Origin of the sequence: Saccharothrix algeriensis (assembly GCF_016907655.1) — a bacterium.
Lineage (GTDB): Bacteria > Actinomycetota > Actinomycetes > Mycobacteriales > Pseudonocardiaceae > Actinosynnema > Actinosynnema algeriense.
Genome location: NZ_JAFBCL010000001.1, coordinates 5,224,591 through 5,240,602 on the forward strand (window position 1 = coordinate 5,224,591; position 16,012 = coordinate 5,240,602).

Sequence of the window (16,012 nt, forward strand, 5' to 3'; positions counted from 1 at the left end):
TGGCGCCGCCGGGCGTCAGCTCAGCACGGGCGCGCTCACCGAGGTGCTGTCGGCCAGGCCCGCGGCGACCACCGCGTACGCGCCGACGGCGAGGGTCAGGCCGGCCAGCGCGCGGGCCCGCGCGCCGGTCCGGGTCTTGCGGGTCAGCGCCATCTCCCCGGCGGGGTGGTCGCCGTCCTGGTCGTCGTCCCAGGTGGCGACCTCGTCGCGGTTGGCGTTGCTCATCGGGTTCTCTCCTCGCGAGGGTTGGGGTGGGCAGGGGTTTCCAGCAGGAGCACGGACGGCGTCCGCTCGGGGAACCCGAGGCGGAGCAGCCCGTACCCGATCCCCGACAGGCCGGTGAGCAGGCCCGCCGACGGCACGCCGCCGGGTGTCCCGCAGCGCGGCCCGTACTGGTCCAGCGCGCCGAGCACGAGCCCGGCGCGCCGGGACAGCATGGCAGCCGCCAGGTCGTGCCCGCGTTCGGCGAGCACCGCCAGCGACTCCAGGACGCCCAACTCGCCGTGGCACAGGCTCAGGTCGCGCAGCGGCTCGTGCACCGCCAGGGCGTTGAGGCACCGGTCGAGGTGCAGGGTGTGGGTGTCGACCGGCTGGTCGGGGTGGGCCGCGTGCGCCAGCACCGCGCCGGACAGGCCCGAGCACCAGCTGTGGTCGGCCTCGCCCACGTCCAGCAGCCGCTGCCGCAGCGCGTGGTCGGCGCGCAGGTGGGCGCGCCCCGCCACGCCGCAGCGGTTGTCCCGCGCGGTCCGCGCGTAGCGCAGCATGGCCCAGCCGACGCCCGCCCGGCCGCGCGCGAAGCCGTCGCCGCCGGGGTTGGCGGCCAGCAGCCGCTCGGCGTGGCGGCGGGCCAGCCGCGCGGCCGAGGGAAGCCCGCTGATCGCGTGCACGGCCAGCATCGCGGCCAGGCCGCCCGCCCGGCCCTCCACGACGTTCGCCGGGTCCTCGCCGACCGCCTCGACCGCCGTCGCGACGTCGACGGCCTCGGCGAGCCAGCCCGCGACCTCGGCGTCGTCGAGCAGGTCCGCCAGGCGCGCCAGCGCGTAGCAGATGCCGCCCAGCCCGTGGAACGCGCCGCTGCCGACGGCGACCGCCAGCTCGGTGTCGGCGGCGAAGGACCGCAGCAGCCCCGGCACCGGGGCCAGCGCGGCGCGGGCGAGCCCGGTGTAGCGGTCGGCCCCGGTCAGCGCGCCCAGCTGGGCCAGGAACAGCGCCACCCCGGTGTAGCCGTTGGACAGGCCCGCGCCCATCGCGGCCACCGCCCAGTGCCGGTCGTCCACCAGCTCCAGGCCCACCCAGTTGACCCGGCGGCCGTCGGCGGTGGCCCGCGCCAGCACCTCGTCGGCGATGCCGCACGCCGCGACCAGCAGCCGCTGCGGGTCCGGCACGCCCGCCTCCAGCGGGTCCGGCACGCCCGCGCCGGTGCGGTGCTCCACCGGCCGCGGCCGGCTCGCCAGCGCGGCGCTGATCAGCCACTGCTGGTCGTGCCGGTCCACCTCGTCCAGCGCGGCGATCTTGGCGGCCACCGCCTGCAGCCCGGACTCCGGCAGCAGGTCGACCAGCCGCTCGCCGCCCGCCGACCACACGTCCCGGCTGCCCGGCCGCGTGGTGAACAGCGGCACGTCGCCCGACCACAGGTCGGTCAGCTCGTGCGGCACCAGCGCCCGCAGCACGTCCTCGGCGCCGGACTCGTCCCACAGCAGGTCCAGCGCCAGGTCGCGGTCCGGGGCGCCGCGCAGCGCGTCCGGGTGGGTCGACTCGTCCAGCAGCGTCGCGTAGAGCTGGGTCGCGCGCGGCACGAACCGCACCGGCAGGTCGGCGAACGCCCGCAGCAGGCCGTCCTCGCCCAGCAGCTCCGCCCGGTGGTCGTAGAGCGCGTCGTAGCCGGTGCGGAACCCGGCCAGCAGCGCGCCCTGGTAGTCGGCGGGCTCGGCCTCCGCGCCGAGCACCGTCGGCCGGTTCAGCGCCGGCGGCAGCGGCGCCGGCCTGCGCACCAGCCGCATCCGGTCGGTGCCGGGGTGCAGCCACGCGACGCCGTCGGCCGGGAACGGCTCGCCGTGGTCGCCGCCCACGCCGCCGACGTCCAGCGCGCCGTGCTCGCCCAGCAGCACGCGCGGCAGCACCGCCGTGCGGTGCACCGAGCGCGCCAGCGCCTTCACCGCCGGGTCGGCCGGGATGCCGACGGTGGGGTGGAACAGCGTCTCGACGTCCACCAGCACCGGCTGGTCGCCGCACGCGATCAGGTTCTCGTAGTGCATGTCGGTGCCGTCCACCGCGTACAGCAGGGCGATCAGCGCGCCCAGCCGGTGGTAGAAGCGGCCGACGGCGGCGACGTCCGGGCACGGGGCGTGCTCGACGAACTCCAGCCAGCCGTGGGTGGGGCGCGCCAGCGTCCGCGGCACCCGCAGGCCCAGCCCGGTGTGCCCGTCGAACCACGCCAGCAGCCCGCCGAACGCGTCGTGCAGCGCGACCGGGCGCGGCTTGTAGACCACCTTCCGGCCGTCCCGGAAGCGCAGCACGGCCACCGAGCGGCCGTGCTGGTGGGCGTCGCCCTTGCCGGTCTCCACGGCCACCACCGGGCCGGGGTCGCGGCCGTCGAGCAGGGTCCGCACGATCGCCGCGCGGTCGCGGGCGAGCCGGTCCAGCAGCTCCCGGTGCGCCTGCACGGCGTGCAGGCAGGCTTGGCCGAGCAGCCGGGCGAGCACCGGGTACTTCGCGAACAGCTCCGCGAGGTCCAGGTGCGCCACGAAGTGGGCGAACCGCTCCTGCGGCGTGTCGCCGCGCAGCCGGCGCCCGAGGCGCTGGAGGTTCAGCTCCAGCACCAGGGTGCGCGCGGCGACGCGGGCCAGCCGGTGCCCGAGGCGGCGGGCGAAGTCGTCGTCCAGCCGCGGGTCGAGGGCCCGCGCGGCGCGCACCAGGGGGCGCAGCGCGAACGCGAAGGCGTCGTCCCAGTCACCGCCGGGGAAACTGGCGTGGGCCGCGGTCGCGGTGGCGCGTTCCACGAACGCGGCCCACGCCGGCCGCCCCTGCGGGGCGACCGGTCGGGAGGTGCTCCCGCGCACGCCGCTGTGCCACCAGGTCGCGGGGAGCCGGTCGACGGCGGACGGGATCACGCTGGACAACGTGTCACGTGACGGGTCCTCGCACATGGGGGGTGCGCCCCCAGATTTGCCGGGAAGCCGCGCGGATGCGGAAACCGCAGGTGGCGCGGGGCACGCCGGTCCCTCGCGCGGGTGCTGCCCGGGGCGTCCGGCGCCCCCGTTCCCGCCGCTGCGCGCGGGGCCGCGGGTGCGGGGTCCGGCGGGTGGGGGCTTCGGTCGCCGGGGTGCGCGGGCCGGTCTCGCCGAGGTGCGCGGCGTGCGGCAGCCGGCGGTCGCGGGCCGGCGTCGCCGAGGTGCGCGGCAGCCGGTGGTCGCGGACCGCGGCGTGCGGCAGCCGGCGGTCGCGGGCCGGCGTCGCCGAGGTGCGCGGCAGCCGGTGGTCGCGGACCGCGGCGTGCGGCAGCCGGCGGTCGCGGGCCGGCGTCGCCGAGGTGCGCGGCAGCCGGTGGTCGCGGACCGCGGCGTGCGGCAGCCGGCGTGCGCGGTGCGCGGTCGTCGGTGCGCGGTCCGCTACCGCCGCCGGGTGCGGGGGGCCGGCGGGCGCGGGTCCCGGTCGCGCCCCTACTTCCGGCAGTTCTCCGCCTGGGTGGCGGCTTCTTTGAACTCGTCGGGCAGCGTGACGACGGACATCTTCTCGACGGCCTCGTTCATCACCGAGACGGCCTCGGTCATGTTCTGCATGACCGACGAGAACACGTCGGTGGTCATCTCGGTCGCGCCGTCCACCGTCGACTTGGCCAGGACGAACTTGTCCCGCGCCTTGGACAGCGGCTCGACGACCACCTCGACGGCGGCGTCGGCGGCCGTCACCGGGGCGGGGGTCAGCTCTTCGAGATCGTGCACGGCGACGTTCAGGACGTCCACCACGCGCCCGAGGGCGTCGCTGATGGCCTTCTTGGCGGCGGCCGGGTCGGCGGGCGGCTGGTCGACCTGCACGCCGCCGGAGGCGATCATGTAGTTCGCGATCCCGCAGAAGTTGTTCATCCACCGCACGACCTCGCCGGACGCGGCCTTGGTCGTGATCGGCGCCGCCACCGGCCTGCCCTCGACCGGCGCCGCGCACGCGGCGGTCACCAGCAGCAGGGCGAGCGCCGCTATCCGTTTCACCGGCATGTTGTACCCCATGTTCACCCGATAGTGGTCAAGAGCATGACAACCGGGCGAAAAGTCGGCCACGATGGGCTACCTGATGCCGGTCACAGTAGAGGTCTCCCGTGGCGTCGCGGTCATCCGGGTGCACCAGCCCGTGGACACGTGGCCGGCCCGCCTGCGCGCCGTGCTGCCCGTGCTGCCCGAGGTCGACGCCCTGGTCCTGCACGGCTGCGAGTCCGCGCTGTCGGTGGACGTGAAGGGTGTGGTCCGCGCCGCGCCGGCCGAGCGGCGGGCGCACCTGAGGGAGCTGCGCGCCCTGCGGGACGAGCTGGCGGCCCTCCCGGTCCCGGTGGTGGTCGCCCTCGGCGCGAGCGCCTTCGGCGACGTGGCGGAGCTGGCGATGGCGTGCGACCACCGGGTGCTGGCCGAGGGCGCGGAGCTGGTCAGCGTGACCGGGAGCCCGGTCCTGGTGTGCCGCCGCGTCACCGCCGCCGAGGCGCTGCGCACCGGGCTGGTCGACCAGGTCGTGGCGCCCGGCGCGGTGCTGTCGGCGGCGGTGGAGCTGGCGAACCGGTGCACGGCCGCGGAGCCCGAGCGGGCGCGGCGCGGCGCGCGGGAGCCCGCGACCGCGGGTGCGACCGCGGTCCTGGGGGTCCGCGCGACCGGCGGCGGGACCGCGGTGGTGGGCGCCCGGGCGGCGGCGGAGCGGGGGAGCGCCGGGCCCGCAAGCCCCGGCGACGGGGGACCGGACCGGCTCCGGCGAACCTGAGCACCCCTCGGGCGGCACAGGTGGCGACCTCCGGCAGGACCGGGGGCATCGGCTTTTCCCCCGGCGGCGGCGACCGCCAGGGCGGGACCTCGGCCACCACGCGGGAGGGCGGCGGCCCGGTGGGACCTGCGGCGCGGGCCGCCGACCACCTCATCGCCTCCGGGGAGCACGCCGAGGCGCCGGACCGCCGGGGCCTCGGGGCCACCGCGGTCGCCGAGCCCGAGGTCGACCCGCCCGACCTGCCCGGGACCCGGCCGCCGCCCGCGCCCTCCCGGCCACCGCGATCGCGGGGAGCGCACGCGCGGGCACGCGGACCGGCCGGGGCAGGTGGGCCTCACCTGCCCCGGCCGGTCCGCGATCCGACCGCTCCGCCGGCGGCCCGGCCGCCGAGCTGCAACCGCCGGCGGTGGAGCGGTCCGGCCGGGCGCGGTGGCGGGGAGTGCGACCCGCCACCGCGCCGCGGCGCTCCTAGCCCCTCGCGTAGACGCCGGGGGTGCCGGCGGCGGGCGCGTAGCGCCCCGCGAAGAGCTGGTTCACCCGGTTCGCCTCCTGGGCGTTGGGGTACACGTTGCGGCAGGACGTGCCCGCGCTGCCGCCCGACATCAGGTACGAGCAGATGCCGTTGTAGGTGTCGGGCAACCCCAGTCCGTGCCCGATCTCGTGCGCCACGATCCGCAGCGCGTAGTTGCCCGCCGCGACGTCGCGGTTGTCGATGTAGATCGTGGCGCACCCGAGCCCGCAGGGATAGGCCCGGGAACCGCCACCGTTGGTCGCGGCGATCCGGATGGTGGCGCTGCCGCCGCGGACGAGCCGCAGGTTGGGCACCCTGGAGTTCCAGATCTGCGCGGCCTGGTCGGCTTCCGCCGAGTAGCCGGAGGCGCTGTAGTAGACGGTCCTGGCCAGTGCCGACGGCGCGGCGGGCGCCGCCGTTGCCGCACTGGTCAGGCTGGTGCCCACGAGGGCGAGGGTGGTGAACAGCGCCCCGAGGGCGAGGCGCAGGAACTTGCCGGTCACACGATCTCCTTCGGTGCAGGGGGAAGGTTCTCGCGTTCGTTGACATTAAGAGCAGATGACCGGACGGGGTCATAGCTTCTGGGCATAGATGCCGTCGATGGGCCACGGCCGGGCGTCGGCGAGCAGGCCGATCATCCCGGACACCAGCCGCAGCTGGTCCACCCCGCGGATGTCGGCCTCGACCAGCCGGGGCGAGCAGACCACCACCGCGACGCCCTGCGCCCGCGACAGCGCGACGTTGAGCCGGTTGCGGGACAGCAGGAAGTCCAGCCCGCGCGGCAGGTCGACGGCCGCCGAGGAGGTCATGGTGGTGACGACCACCGGCGCCTCCTGCCCCTGGAACCGGTCCACCGTGCCCACCCGGACGTGCTCGTACCCGGCGGCCTCCAGCTCCCGGCGCACCAGCCGCACCTGCATGTTGTACGGCGCGACCACCAGCACGTCCGAGTCGTCCAACGGCCGCGCGCCCGGCCCGTCCGTCCACACGCGACCCATCAGCGACCGCACGACGTCCACCACCGCGGCGGCCTCCTCCGCCGAGCTGGTGGTGTTGTGCCGGTGCTCCACCCGGTGGACGTACACCCCCGACGCCAGCCCGGAGACGCCGCGCGCGGCCGTGCTCGGGTGGGCGCGCAGCAGCCCGGCGTAGGACAGCCGCGACACCGGCTCGCACACGTCGGGGTGCATCCGCCGCGTCTGGTCCAGGAAGTACCCCAGCTCCGCCGGGATCACGTCCGCGTCGCCGATCAGGTGCCCCAGCGCCGACGCGTCCGCGCCCGCCGGGTGCGTGCCCTGCACCACCTGCGGCAGCTGCTGGGGATCGCCCAGCAGCACCAGGTTGCGCGCGCAGGTGGCCACCGCCAGCGCGTCGGCCAGCGCGAACTGCCCGGCCTCGTCCACGATCAGCACGTCGAACGGCCGCTCCCGCAGGGCGGTGTTGGCGAACGTCCACGCCGTCCCGCCGACCAGGTGGCCGGCGCCCTGGTCGGTGCGCCAGCGGACCAGGGCGGAGTTGTCCTTCGGCTGCTCCCACGGGCAGCCCTCGACCGCGGCGCCCTTGGGCCGCTTGGCGGTCGGGATCGGCACGCCCAGCTCGCGCCCGGCGGCCCGCGCCGCGGTCAGCACGTTCTCCACGGCCTTGTGGCTGTTCGACGTCACCCCGACGCTGCGCCCGCCGCGCACCAGGTGCGCGATCAGCCGCCCCGCGAGGTAGGTCTTGCCCGCGCCCGGCGGCCCCTGCACGGCCAGCGCCGAGCCGTCCAGCGCGTCCACCGCCGCGATCACGTCGGCGATGACGTCGCCGGTGCGCGGCAGGGGGCCCCGCGTGCGCGGCGTGCGCCGCACCAGGTCCACGCCGGGGTGCGGCGGCAGCTCCGGCAGGCCGTCGGCCACCGCCCGCGCCAGCTCGTGCACCGCCTCGTCCTTGGGCGAGGGCCGCACCGGGCTGCCCGGCAGCACCGCCACCGGCCGGTCCCCGTCGACCTCGTCCGGCGCCGCGCTCTCCAGCAGCGCGATCTCCTCGGCCGACTCCGCCAGCACCACCGCGTCCCGCGTCCGGTTCGGCGCGCCGGGGTAGAGCAGCCGCACCTGGTCGCCGGTCGCGAACGGGTGCGGCCGGTCCGGGTCGCACCGCACGACCACCTCGCGCTTGGCCTTGCGCACCCGGCCGGAGGGCATCACCCAGTCCTGGGCGCCCACCGACACCGGCACCGCGCAGGCGCCGTCGGACTCCAGCTCCGACAGCGGCGCGGACACCTGCCGGAAGAAGTCCCACCAGGCCGGGTTGGTCTCCCGGCGGTGGTAGCCGACGGCCGCCGCCAGCAGCGCGCGGGCCCGCTCGTCGGCGGTGGCGTCCGCCGGGTTGTCCGGTAGCCCGGCCAGCAGCGGGTCCACCACGGCGGCGATCCGCTCGGCGCGCTCGGCCCGCCGCTGCGCCGCGATCCCGTCCTCGACCTCGGCGGAGAACGACTGCTCGGGCACGTGCGGCTCGATGCCCGCCTCCGCCCGCACCTCCAGCAGGAACCGGTGCAGCCGGCGCGTCGAGACGCAGTCGTAGGCGTTGTAGTCGGCGATCCCGGCGAGCACCTCCTCGGCGCGCGCCGCGTCGTCGGCCGCGGTCAGCACCAGGTACTCCTCGTAAGCCTCGATGCTGGACACCGCGTCGGTCACCTCGCCGCCGCGCGCCGAGGGCATGTACAGCGGCTCCAGGTACTTGATCGAGTACGACCGCTGCGAGACGCGCAACGCCTTGCGCACCACCGCGTACAGGTCGACCAGCGCCCCGGACCGCAGCAGGTGGTCGACGGCCTCCTCGCGGGTGCCGTGCAGGGCGGCGAGCCGCTTGAGCGCGTTGACCTCGTAGGGCGCGTAGTGGTAGACGTGCGCCCCCGGGTGCTCCGCCAGCCGGGCCGTCGCGAAGTCCACGAACCGCTCGAACGCGGCCTTCTCCTGCGGCCGGGTGTGCGCCCAGAACGGCGTGAACTCCTCCTCGGGCGTCACCGCGCCGAACAGGTACTCCAAGCCCTCGCCGCCCAGCGCGTACGGGTCGCCCTCCATGTCGAAGAACAGGTCGCCGGGGCTGGGCGCGGGCAGCTCCGCCAGCGCCTGCGGCTCGACCACCTCGTAGGCGACCTTGCCGACCGGGTCGTCGGCCGTCCGCGAGTCGTCCTGGATGACCTGCAGCGCCGCCTGCGACCGCAGCCCGGCGAACGTGGCGGCGGACATCGTCGGCGGCCGGTCCAGCCGGGTGGCGGCGGCCAGGGCGTCGATGGTGCCCAGCCCGGCGGCCACCAGCTTGCGCCGCTGGTCGGCCCGGATGCCCGCCACCAGCGACAGGTCGCGGTCGCGCTCCCGGCCGCTCGCGCAGTGCCGGGCGAACCGGCAGGTGGCGCAGGCGGGCCGCTCGTCGTCCCACAGCCGGTCCGGCAGGGTCGGCGGGAGGGCGGCCCGGTCCCGCAGCCGCTGCCGCAGGCTGCGCACCAGCGGCAGGAAGTCGGCCACCCGGAACGACCGGGTGCCGCCGTCGCCGAGCAGCAGGTGCATCCCCGGCCCGGCCGCGTCGCCCAGCGCGTCCGCGTAGGCCGTCAGCTGCACCACGGCCGCCGGCGTCGCGTGCCGGGCGAGCTTCGCGTCGTGCGGCTCGTAGCCCGAGTCGGTGCGCACCAGGAAGTCCGCCCGCCCGTGGAACCCGTCGGCGTAGAACACGCCCTGGTAGACCACCGGGACGCCGGCGTCGAGGGCCCGCCGGGTCGCCGCCGCGGCCTCGGTCAGCGCCTCGTGCGTCGGCGGCGGCTGCGGGATCTCCACCACCTCGCCGCGTTCCCGGAACCGCGCCAGCACGGCCTGCTCGTGCGCGATGCCGTGGCGGGCCGCCAGGACGTCGCGGGCCGGCTCCGGCAGCGGCGCGCCCGGCACGCCGAGGGCCGCGGCCGTGATCAGCCGGCTGCGGTGCTCGCACTCCAGCAGGTCCACCAGATCCACCGGGGAGTGCGCCACCCGGCCGTCGGCGTTGAGCATGGCGGGCAGTATCGCGGGCCGACCGGCCGGGCCGGTGGATCACGCCCGGCGAGTCGCGGCGGTGTCGGGAGCGACACCCGGGCCCCGCGCTGGCCCCGCCGCTCGCGGGGCCGCCGGCGGGCGGCGTGGACCGGGGTGGGTCAGGGGCCGGGGTGGGTCGGGGGTTGGGGTGGTCAGCCGGTGTTGGCCACGCGCGTGGCCCAGCGGTCCCGGTGGGCCGCGGCCTCGGCCACGGCGTGCGCCAGGGCCGTGGGGTGCACCGGCTCGGCGCACCACCGCCGCAGCACCTCCGCCATGCCGCGCACGAACGCCTGCCCGGTCGCGGTCAGCTTGCCGCTGTTCAGCAGGGTTTCCGCGGTGAACAGGGCGGCCGAGCGCCAGCGCGCGAACTCGGTCTGCGCGCGCAGGCCCGGCCGGGCCCGCCAGAACGCCGCCACCCCCAGGTGGGCGTAGGTGCCGTGCAGCAGCCCGACCAGCGGCCTGGGGTCCTCCCGCCACGGCGCGTAGAAGATCTCCCGCCGGTCGGGCGCCAGCAGCGGGAACAGGTCCATCAGCGCCACCAGCTTGGTGTGCTGGGCCTCGTGCGCCAGGGTCACCGCGAGCGTCTCCGCGTCGGGGGTGGGCGACAGGAACACGCAGCCGAACGCGTCGGCCACCGTCGCGCTGCTCGTCCCCGCCGGCGGGGACGGCATCGGCGTCAGCACGGTGACCAGCTCGGTGAACTCCGCGGCCATCGCCGGGTGGTCGCCCGCCAGGACGGCCCACGCGTCGGCCAGCGCCGCGCGCCACCACGCCGGGTCGAAGTCGGCGTCGATCGCGAGCCCCGCCGGCGCGCCGCCGCCCGCCCACGCGTCCAGCTGCACCGCGTGCGAGCCGAGCGCCGCCTCCGGCAGCGGCTCGTGGGCGAGCGTGCCCGGGTCGCGGACCAGGCCCAGCGAGGGCAGCCAGAACGGCGGCGCCACCGGCAGGTCCACCCGGACCGGGACACCGGCCCGCACCGCCGCGGCCGCCGCGGCGAACGCCAGGTCGCCGGGCCGCGCCGGCTCACCGCGGCGCAGCGCCAGCGCCGTGCGGGTCGCCCAGGCGCCCACCGACGGGTGCTCCAGCACCCGCGCCACGGCCTGCGGCGCCGCCCGGTCGGCGTCGACCAGCAGGCGGTAGGCGGGGCGCGCCTCGGGCGCGGCGGCGATCGCCCGGACCAGCAGCGCCGTCCGGCTGCGCCGCGCCAGCCGCAGCGCGCGGGCGGCGCGGGCGCCGCCCCCGCCCCGAGCCAGCGCGGTGAAGTCCTCGGCGGACAACCGCCACGGCCGCGGCGTCACGCCGGGGCCGCCAGGTCCGCCGCCACCCGGTCGCGGACGTGGGTGATCAGGCGGTACAGGTCCGGGCAGTAGACCGACGGGTGGTCGAACCCGTCGCCGGCGAACCGGTGCGCCCGCAGGCCGCCGCCGCACGCCGACACCACCGGGCAGGCCCGGCAGGCCGCCGACAGCCCGGCCAGCCCGGACCGCCCGGCCAGGACCTCGGGCAGCTCCAGCGCCCGGTCGAAGTCGTCGCGGGCGACGTGCAGCCCGGTCGCCGCCGCGGCGGGGGAGGAGGAGGCCAGGATGTCGGAGGCGGAGATCGCGCCGTCGGTCTCCACCACCACCTGCGCGGTCGGGGTCAACCCCACGCCCTCCACCCGCGACTGCCCGCCCAGCACCAGGTTCAGCAACTCCTCGAACAACCGCACCCGCGTTCCCGGGGCCGGGTACCAGTGGTTGAACAGGTCCGTCAGCCATTCCGCGTAAGGGGTGTCCGGCGAACCGGTGACGCGCGCCGGCGGCGGCGCCGACCAGTTCCCGTGCGGCAGCAGGAAATCGACCGCCGGCGGGGCGAATTCGAGCAGCGCGCGGTAAGTGCGCGTCGGGTCGGACCGCACGTCCACGACGCAGAGCAGGCCGCTGTACACCGCGCGGAACTCGTCGGCCAGCAACCGCAGCGCCGACCGCACCGACGCCCAGCTGCCCGTTCCGTCGGGCCGCACGCGGTGCCGGTCGTGCGCCTCCGGGTCGCCGTCGAGGCTGACCCCGACCCGCACGTCCAGCGCCGCGAACAGCTCCAGGAACGCGCGGTCGAGCAGGGTTCCGTTGGTCTGCACGGAGAAGCGGACCCGCGCGGGCACCGCGGACCGGAAGCGGCGCACCAGCGATTCCAGCGCGGACCGCCCGGCCAGCAGCGGTTCACCGCCGTGCAGCACGACTTCCACCTCGGCCAGGCCGTGCGCGCGCACGTGCCGCGCCACCCGGTCGGCGGTGCGGGCGACCACGTCCGGCGACATCGCGCGCGGTCGCGAGCGCCAGCCCTGGTCGGCCAGTTCGTAGACGTAGCAGTAGTCGCAGGCGAGGTTGCACCGGCTGTGCACCTTCACCACGAACTGGCGGAACGGACGCGCTGCCATCCACCCCCCGATCCATCGGCCCCCGAACAAACCAAACACATCGGGCCGGCCGCTACTTCCGCCAATCGGAGGATTCCCGTCATTCCCCGTTGTGGCGCACTACGATGGGGTCGAGCGCACTGCGGACAAAACCGCAGCTTTGCGGTGTGAGGGGGTAGCGCGAGATGGCTGACGAACCCGTTCTGGAGTCCGAGCTCCTCGACGTCACGGGGATCGACCTGGCCGCGCTGGCCGAACTGCCCGACACCGCGCTGCGCGCCGCCCTGCACCGGATCCTCGCCGAGAACGCCGAGCTGCCCAACCGGTTCGCCGCGTTCGAGAGTTCCCTGTAAGCCGCCGCTCCGGTGCGAAAGGCCGGATCCCCCTCCCGCACCGCCGATCTGGAGCAGTCGATGAGCAGCACCGCAGGGCACGGCCACACCGGTGTGACGGCTTTCCTGTCCGCCACCGGCGGCACCGGGCGCACCAGCGCGGTGGCGAACCTGGCGTGGGTGCTGGCCGGCGCCGGGCAGCGGGTGCTGGTGGTGGACTGGGGTTCGGAGGTGCCGCGCGTGCGCGAGTACCTGGAGCCGTTCCTGGTGTCCCGCCAGGCGTTGCCCGACGCGCTGGGCCGCGCGCTGCTCGCCGCCTACCTCGCCGAGCCGTTCCGCGACGAGGGGCCGCCGCCGGTGGTGGAGCGCTTCGCGCTGCCCGTGCCGGGTTCGGCGGGCCGCATCGACGTGGTGGTCCCGATGTCGGCCGACACCGCGGGCCGGCCGCGGCACGGCGACGCGGGCGCGGTCGCCGAACTGCGCGCCCGGTTGGCGGAATCGGAGTACGACCAGGTGCTCATCGACGCGCCGACCGGGGTGGCCGAGGGGTCGCTGGCGCTGGTCGCGACGCTGTGCGAGCTGGCCGTGGTGTGCTTCCGACCGCGCCCCAGGGCCATCGCGGACGCCGCCGACCTGGCCGCGCGGGTGCGCAAGCGCGCGCCGATCCGCATCGACGTGGTGCCGGTGGCGACGCTGTTCGACGACGCCGAGCAGACTCGCGCCCAGCGCATCCGCTCGCAGATCCACGCCGCGTTCGCCGAACTGCTGGCGGGGCAGGCCAAGCGCGTCCCCGACGGCGGCGCGGTCGAGATCCCGTACCGCCCGCTGGACGCGTTCGACCCGCTGCTCGCGATCCTCGCGGAGGAGGAGGGCGGCGGCCTGGAGGCGCAGTACGGCAGGCTGGCGGCGGCGGTCAGCGGCGGCGCGGTCGCGGTGTGCCCGCCCGTCCCGCCGGTGCTGCGCGCCCGCTACCGCCGCGTGTTCGGCCTGGAGGCCGGCTCCGAGGCCGACCGCGTGGCGGTGGTCCACGCCCCGCGCGACCGCGCCTGGGCCGACTGGGTGCGCGGCCAGCTGGAGCGCGCGGGCGCGCAGGTCGTGCCGCTGCGCGACGTGGCGCGCGGCGGGCCCGCGGCCGGCGTGGTGGTGCTGGTCTCGCCGCACCTGGGGCCGGTCGAGGTGCCGGCCGGCGTCGCGGTGCTGCGGCTGCTGCTGACCGGGGACGGCGACCCGGACGGCCTGTCGGTGCACGAGCACCTGCCGGAGGCGCTCAGCGCCCGGCTGCTCGGCCACTTCGGCCTGATCGACCGGCCCGGCACCGCGCACGACGCGCCGATGCGGCTGCCCGGCACGGACCCGGAGGTGTTCCGGCTGCCGCCGCGCCACCGCGCGTTCGTCGGCCGGGACGAGGACATCGAGGCGCTGCGCGACGAGTTCGCCGACGCGGGCGACGAGCGGGCCGTGGTGACGCTCAACGGCGAACCGGGCGTGGGCAAGAGCGAACTGGCGCTGGAGTACGCCTACCGGTTCTCCGCCGACTACGACGCCGTGTGGTGGCTCTCCGCGCAGGACCGGCAGTCCGTGCAGGTCGGGCTGGCCGAGCTGGCGGCGCGGCTGCGGCTGCCCGGCTCCACCGACTACGGGTCGCTGTCGGTGCTGGACCGGCTGGCCACCGACCCCGCCTACGCCCGCTTCCTGCTGGTCTACGACAACGCCGACGACCTGGACTCCATCGCCGACCTGCTGCCGCCCGGCTCCACCGGGCACGTGCTGATCACGTCGAGCGCCGCCGCCGCGCCGGCGGTCGAGCTGGCGCCGATGGGCGCGGCGGACAGCGTCGCCCTGCTGCTGGACCGGGTGCGCGGGCTGGAGCCGGCCGACGCCCGGCGGGTCGCGGCCGAGGTGGGGCGCCTGCCGCTCGCGCTGGACCTGGCCGCGTCGTGGCTGGCCGAGGCCGTGCGGGCCGAGCGCGGCGCGGGCTCGTCGGACGCGGACTCCGCCGCGTGGGCGGTGCGCACGTTCTTCGACCGGCTCGAGCGGTCCGGAGTGGACGGTGCCGCGCGCGTGGTCGACGTGGTGGTGGGATCGCTGCGCGAGCAGCCGATCGGCCGGGTCGCGGTGCTGCTCGCGCAGCTGTGCTCGTTCCTGTCGGCGCAGGGCGTCGCGCTGGGCCTGGTGCGCTCGCCCGCGTTCCTGGGCCGGCTGGTCGCCGCGGGCGGCCCGGACGCCGCGCCGCTGGAGCTGGACGCGGGCGAGGTCGACCGGGTGCTGTGGGCGGGCGCGCGGCACGGGCTGTTCCGCGTCGACTGGGGCGACCAGTTCTCGCTGCGGCTGCACCGGGTCGTGCAGCGGGCGCTGCGCGACGGGATGCCGCCGTCGGAGCGCGCGCGGCGGCGCGCGGACGTGCTGGCCGCGCTCGCCGCCTACGCCCCGACCGAGGTGGAGGACAAGTCGCCGACGCGGCGCACCCGGTTCCAGGAGCTGCAGCAGCACGTGTTCCCGTCCGGCGCGGTGCGCAGCGCCGACCCGGCGGTGCGCCGCTGGCTGGTCAACCAGGTGCGGTTCCTGTTCACCGACGGCGGCGCGGGGGTGCGGCGGGCCGCGCTGGAGCCGGGCCGCGAGCTGCTGGACTCGTGGACCGACCGGTTCGGCGCGGCCGACCCGCTGCGCAACCGGCTCGCCGCCCAGCTCGCCAACGTGCACCGGGTGCTCGGCGAACCGGCCGAGGCGCTGCGGCTGGACGACCTGGCGCTGGCCCAGCAGCGCCGCGCCCTGGACCTGACCCACCCGCAGCCGCTGATCACCGCGCGCGGCCGGGGCGGCGACCTGCGCGGCCTCGGCCTGTTCACCGAGGCGCTGGTGGAGGACCAGGCCACCTGGGAGGGCCTGCGGTCGGTGCTCGGCGAGGACCACCCCGACACCCGGCGCGCGGCCAACAACCTGGCGTCGTCGACGTTCCTGTCCGGCGACGCGGCCGGCGCGCTGGGGCTGGAGGAGGACAACTTCCGGCGGCGCAGGCGGCTGTTCGGCGAGCGCGACGAGTTCACCTGGGTCACCCTCGCCCAGATCGGGCTCTACCAGCGGGAGCTGGGCCGCTACCCGGAGGCGCTGGAGTCGCTGCTCACCGCCTCGCAGAAGCTCCAGAGCCTGCGCCCGGAGCTGAACCAGACGCAGGTCGGCGTGCACTGGAACTACGCCATCGCGCTGCGGCTGGCCGGGCGCACCAGGGCGGCCAAGGAGCGCACCGGCAAGGCGCTGCGCGACTACCGCGAGCTGATCGGGCCCGACCACCCGTACACCCTGGGCTGCGCGCTGAGCTTCGCCGCCGACCACCGGCGGGTGGGCGGCGACCCGGAGCTGGCCGTGGAGCTGGCCCGGACCGCGCTGACCGGGTTCGAGCGGCTGGCCGGCATCCGGGCGGACCACCCGTTCACCGCGCTGTGCCGGCTGGGCCTGGGCCTGGCGCTGCGCGCGGCGGGGGACCGCGCCGGCGCGGTGGAGGAGGTCTCGGCCGCCGCCCGGGCCCTGCGGTCCCGGCTGGGTGACACGCACCCGTGGACCCTGGCCGCCGCGGTGGACGAGGCGCGGGTCCGCGCGGCGGCGGGCGAGGTGGACCAGGCCGCCGTGCTGATCGCCGAGGCGCACGCGGACTGCGTCGAGTTCCTCGGGCCCGACCACCCGCACACCGCCGTGGCGGCGCACGACCTGCGGGTCGCCGCCCGCCCCGGCGACGACGACTGGCAGGAGTGCGATGTCGACGTCCCGCACACCTGAGCGC

At 76.9% G+C, this 16,012-nt stretch carries 10 protein-coding genes; 3 read left to right on the plus strand and 7 right to left on the minus strand.

The features are described 5' to 3' along the window. Positions 1–15: 15 nt before the first annotated feature. From JOE68_RS23945 to JOE68_RS23955, 3 genes are all read right to left on the minus strand, one after another. Positions 16–225 (minus strand): hypothetical protein, encoded by a 210-nt coding sequence (locus JOE68_RS23945; RefSeq protein WP_204844522.1) that lies wholly within the window; start codon positions 223–225, stop codon positions 16–18. Next, complete coding sequence (locus tag JOE68_RS23950) at positions 222–3,110, minus strand: type 2 lanthipeptide synthetase LanM family protein (RefSeq protein ID WP_204844523.1); 2,889 nt, start codon at positions 3,108–3,110, stop codon at positions 222–224. The genes JOE68_RS23945 and JOE68_RS23950 overlap by 4 nt, the downstream gene beginning before the upstream one ends. Before the next feature lie 549 nt (positions 3,111–3,659). Beyond that, positions 3,660–4,205: a hypothetical protein gene (locus JOE68_RS23955; RefSeq protein ID WP_204844524.1), complete on the minus strand. Its 546-nt coding sequence runs from the start codon at positions 4,203–4,205 to the stop codon at positions 3,660–3,662. Positions 4,206–4,275: 70 nt separating this feature from the next. On the opposite strand from JOE68_RS23955, the gene JOE68_RS23960 reads away from it, so the two are divergent. Beyond that, entirely contained in the window at positions 4,276–4,959 is a 684-nt protein-coding gene (locus tag JOE68_RS23960) for an enoyl-CoA hydratase/isomerase family protein (RefSeq protein WP_204844525.1), read from the plus strand. Positions 4,960–5,427: 468 nt separating this feature from the next. Here the strand turns inward: JOE68_RS23960 and JOE68_RS23965 are convergent, their stop codons facing one another. The 4 genes from JOE68_RS23965 to JOE68_RS23980 all read right to left on the minus strand — a co-directional run bounded on the left by JOE68_RS23965 (position 5,428) and on the right by JOE68_RS23980 (position 11,926). Then, positions 5,428–5,973 carry a snapalysin family zinc-dependent metalloprotease gene (locus JOE68_RS23965; protein ID WP_204844526.1) on the minus strand — a complete coding sequence of 182 codons (546 nt, stop codon included), beginning with the start codon at positions 5,971–5,973 and terminating at the stop codon, positions 5,428–5,430. Between the two features lie 69 nt (positions 5,974–6,042). Continuing rightward, positions 6,043–9,489, minus strand: coding sequence for a TM0106 family RecB-like putative nuclease (locus JOE68_RS23970; RefSeq protein WP_204844527.1), 3,447 nt, complete (start codon positions 9,487–9,489; stop codon positions 6,043–6,045). Positions 9,490–9,662: 173 nt separating this feature from the next. Further along, the gene (locus tag JOE68_RS31935) at positions 9,663–10,808 is read right to left on the minus strand and encodes an aKG-HExxH-type peptide beta-hydroxylase (RefSeq protein ID WP_204844528.1); all 1,146 of its coding nucleotides are present in this window, start codon (positions 10,806–10,808) and stop codon (positions 9,663–9,665) included. Next, entirely contained in the window at positions 10,805–11,926 is a 1,122-nt protein-coding gene (locus JOE68_RS23980; RefSeq protein WP_204844529.1) for an FxsB family cyclophane-forming radical SAM/SPASM peptide maturase, read from the minus strand. The genes JOE68_RS31935 and JOE68_RS23980 overlap by 4 nt, the downstream gene beginning before the upstream one ends. A 164-nt stretch (positions 11,927–12,090) precedes the next feature. Here JOE68_RS23980 and fxsA point away from each other — a divergent pair, with 164 nt between their 5' ends. After that, positions 12,091–12,258, plus strand: a complete 168-nt coding sequence (gene fxsA, locus JOE68_RS23985) for an FxSxx-COOH cyclophane-containing RiPP peptide (protein WP_204844530.1) — start codon at positions 12,091–12,093, stop codon at positions 12,256–12,258. Positions 12,259–12,318: 60 nt separating this feature from the next. Continuing rightward, complete coding sequence (gene fxsT, locus JOE68_RS23990; protein ID WP_204844531.1) at positions 12,319–16,008, plus strand: FxSxx-COOH system tetratricopeptide repeat protein; 3,690 nt, start codon at positions 12,319–12,321, stop codon at positions 16,006–16,008. The last annotated feature ends 4 nt before the right edge of the window (positions 16,009–16,012 follow it).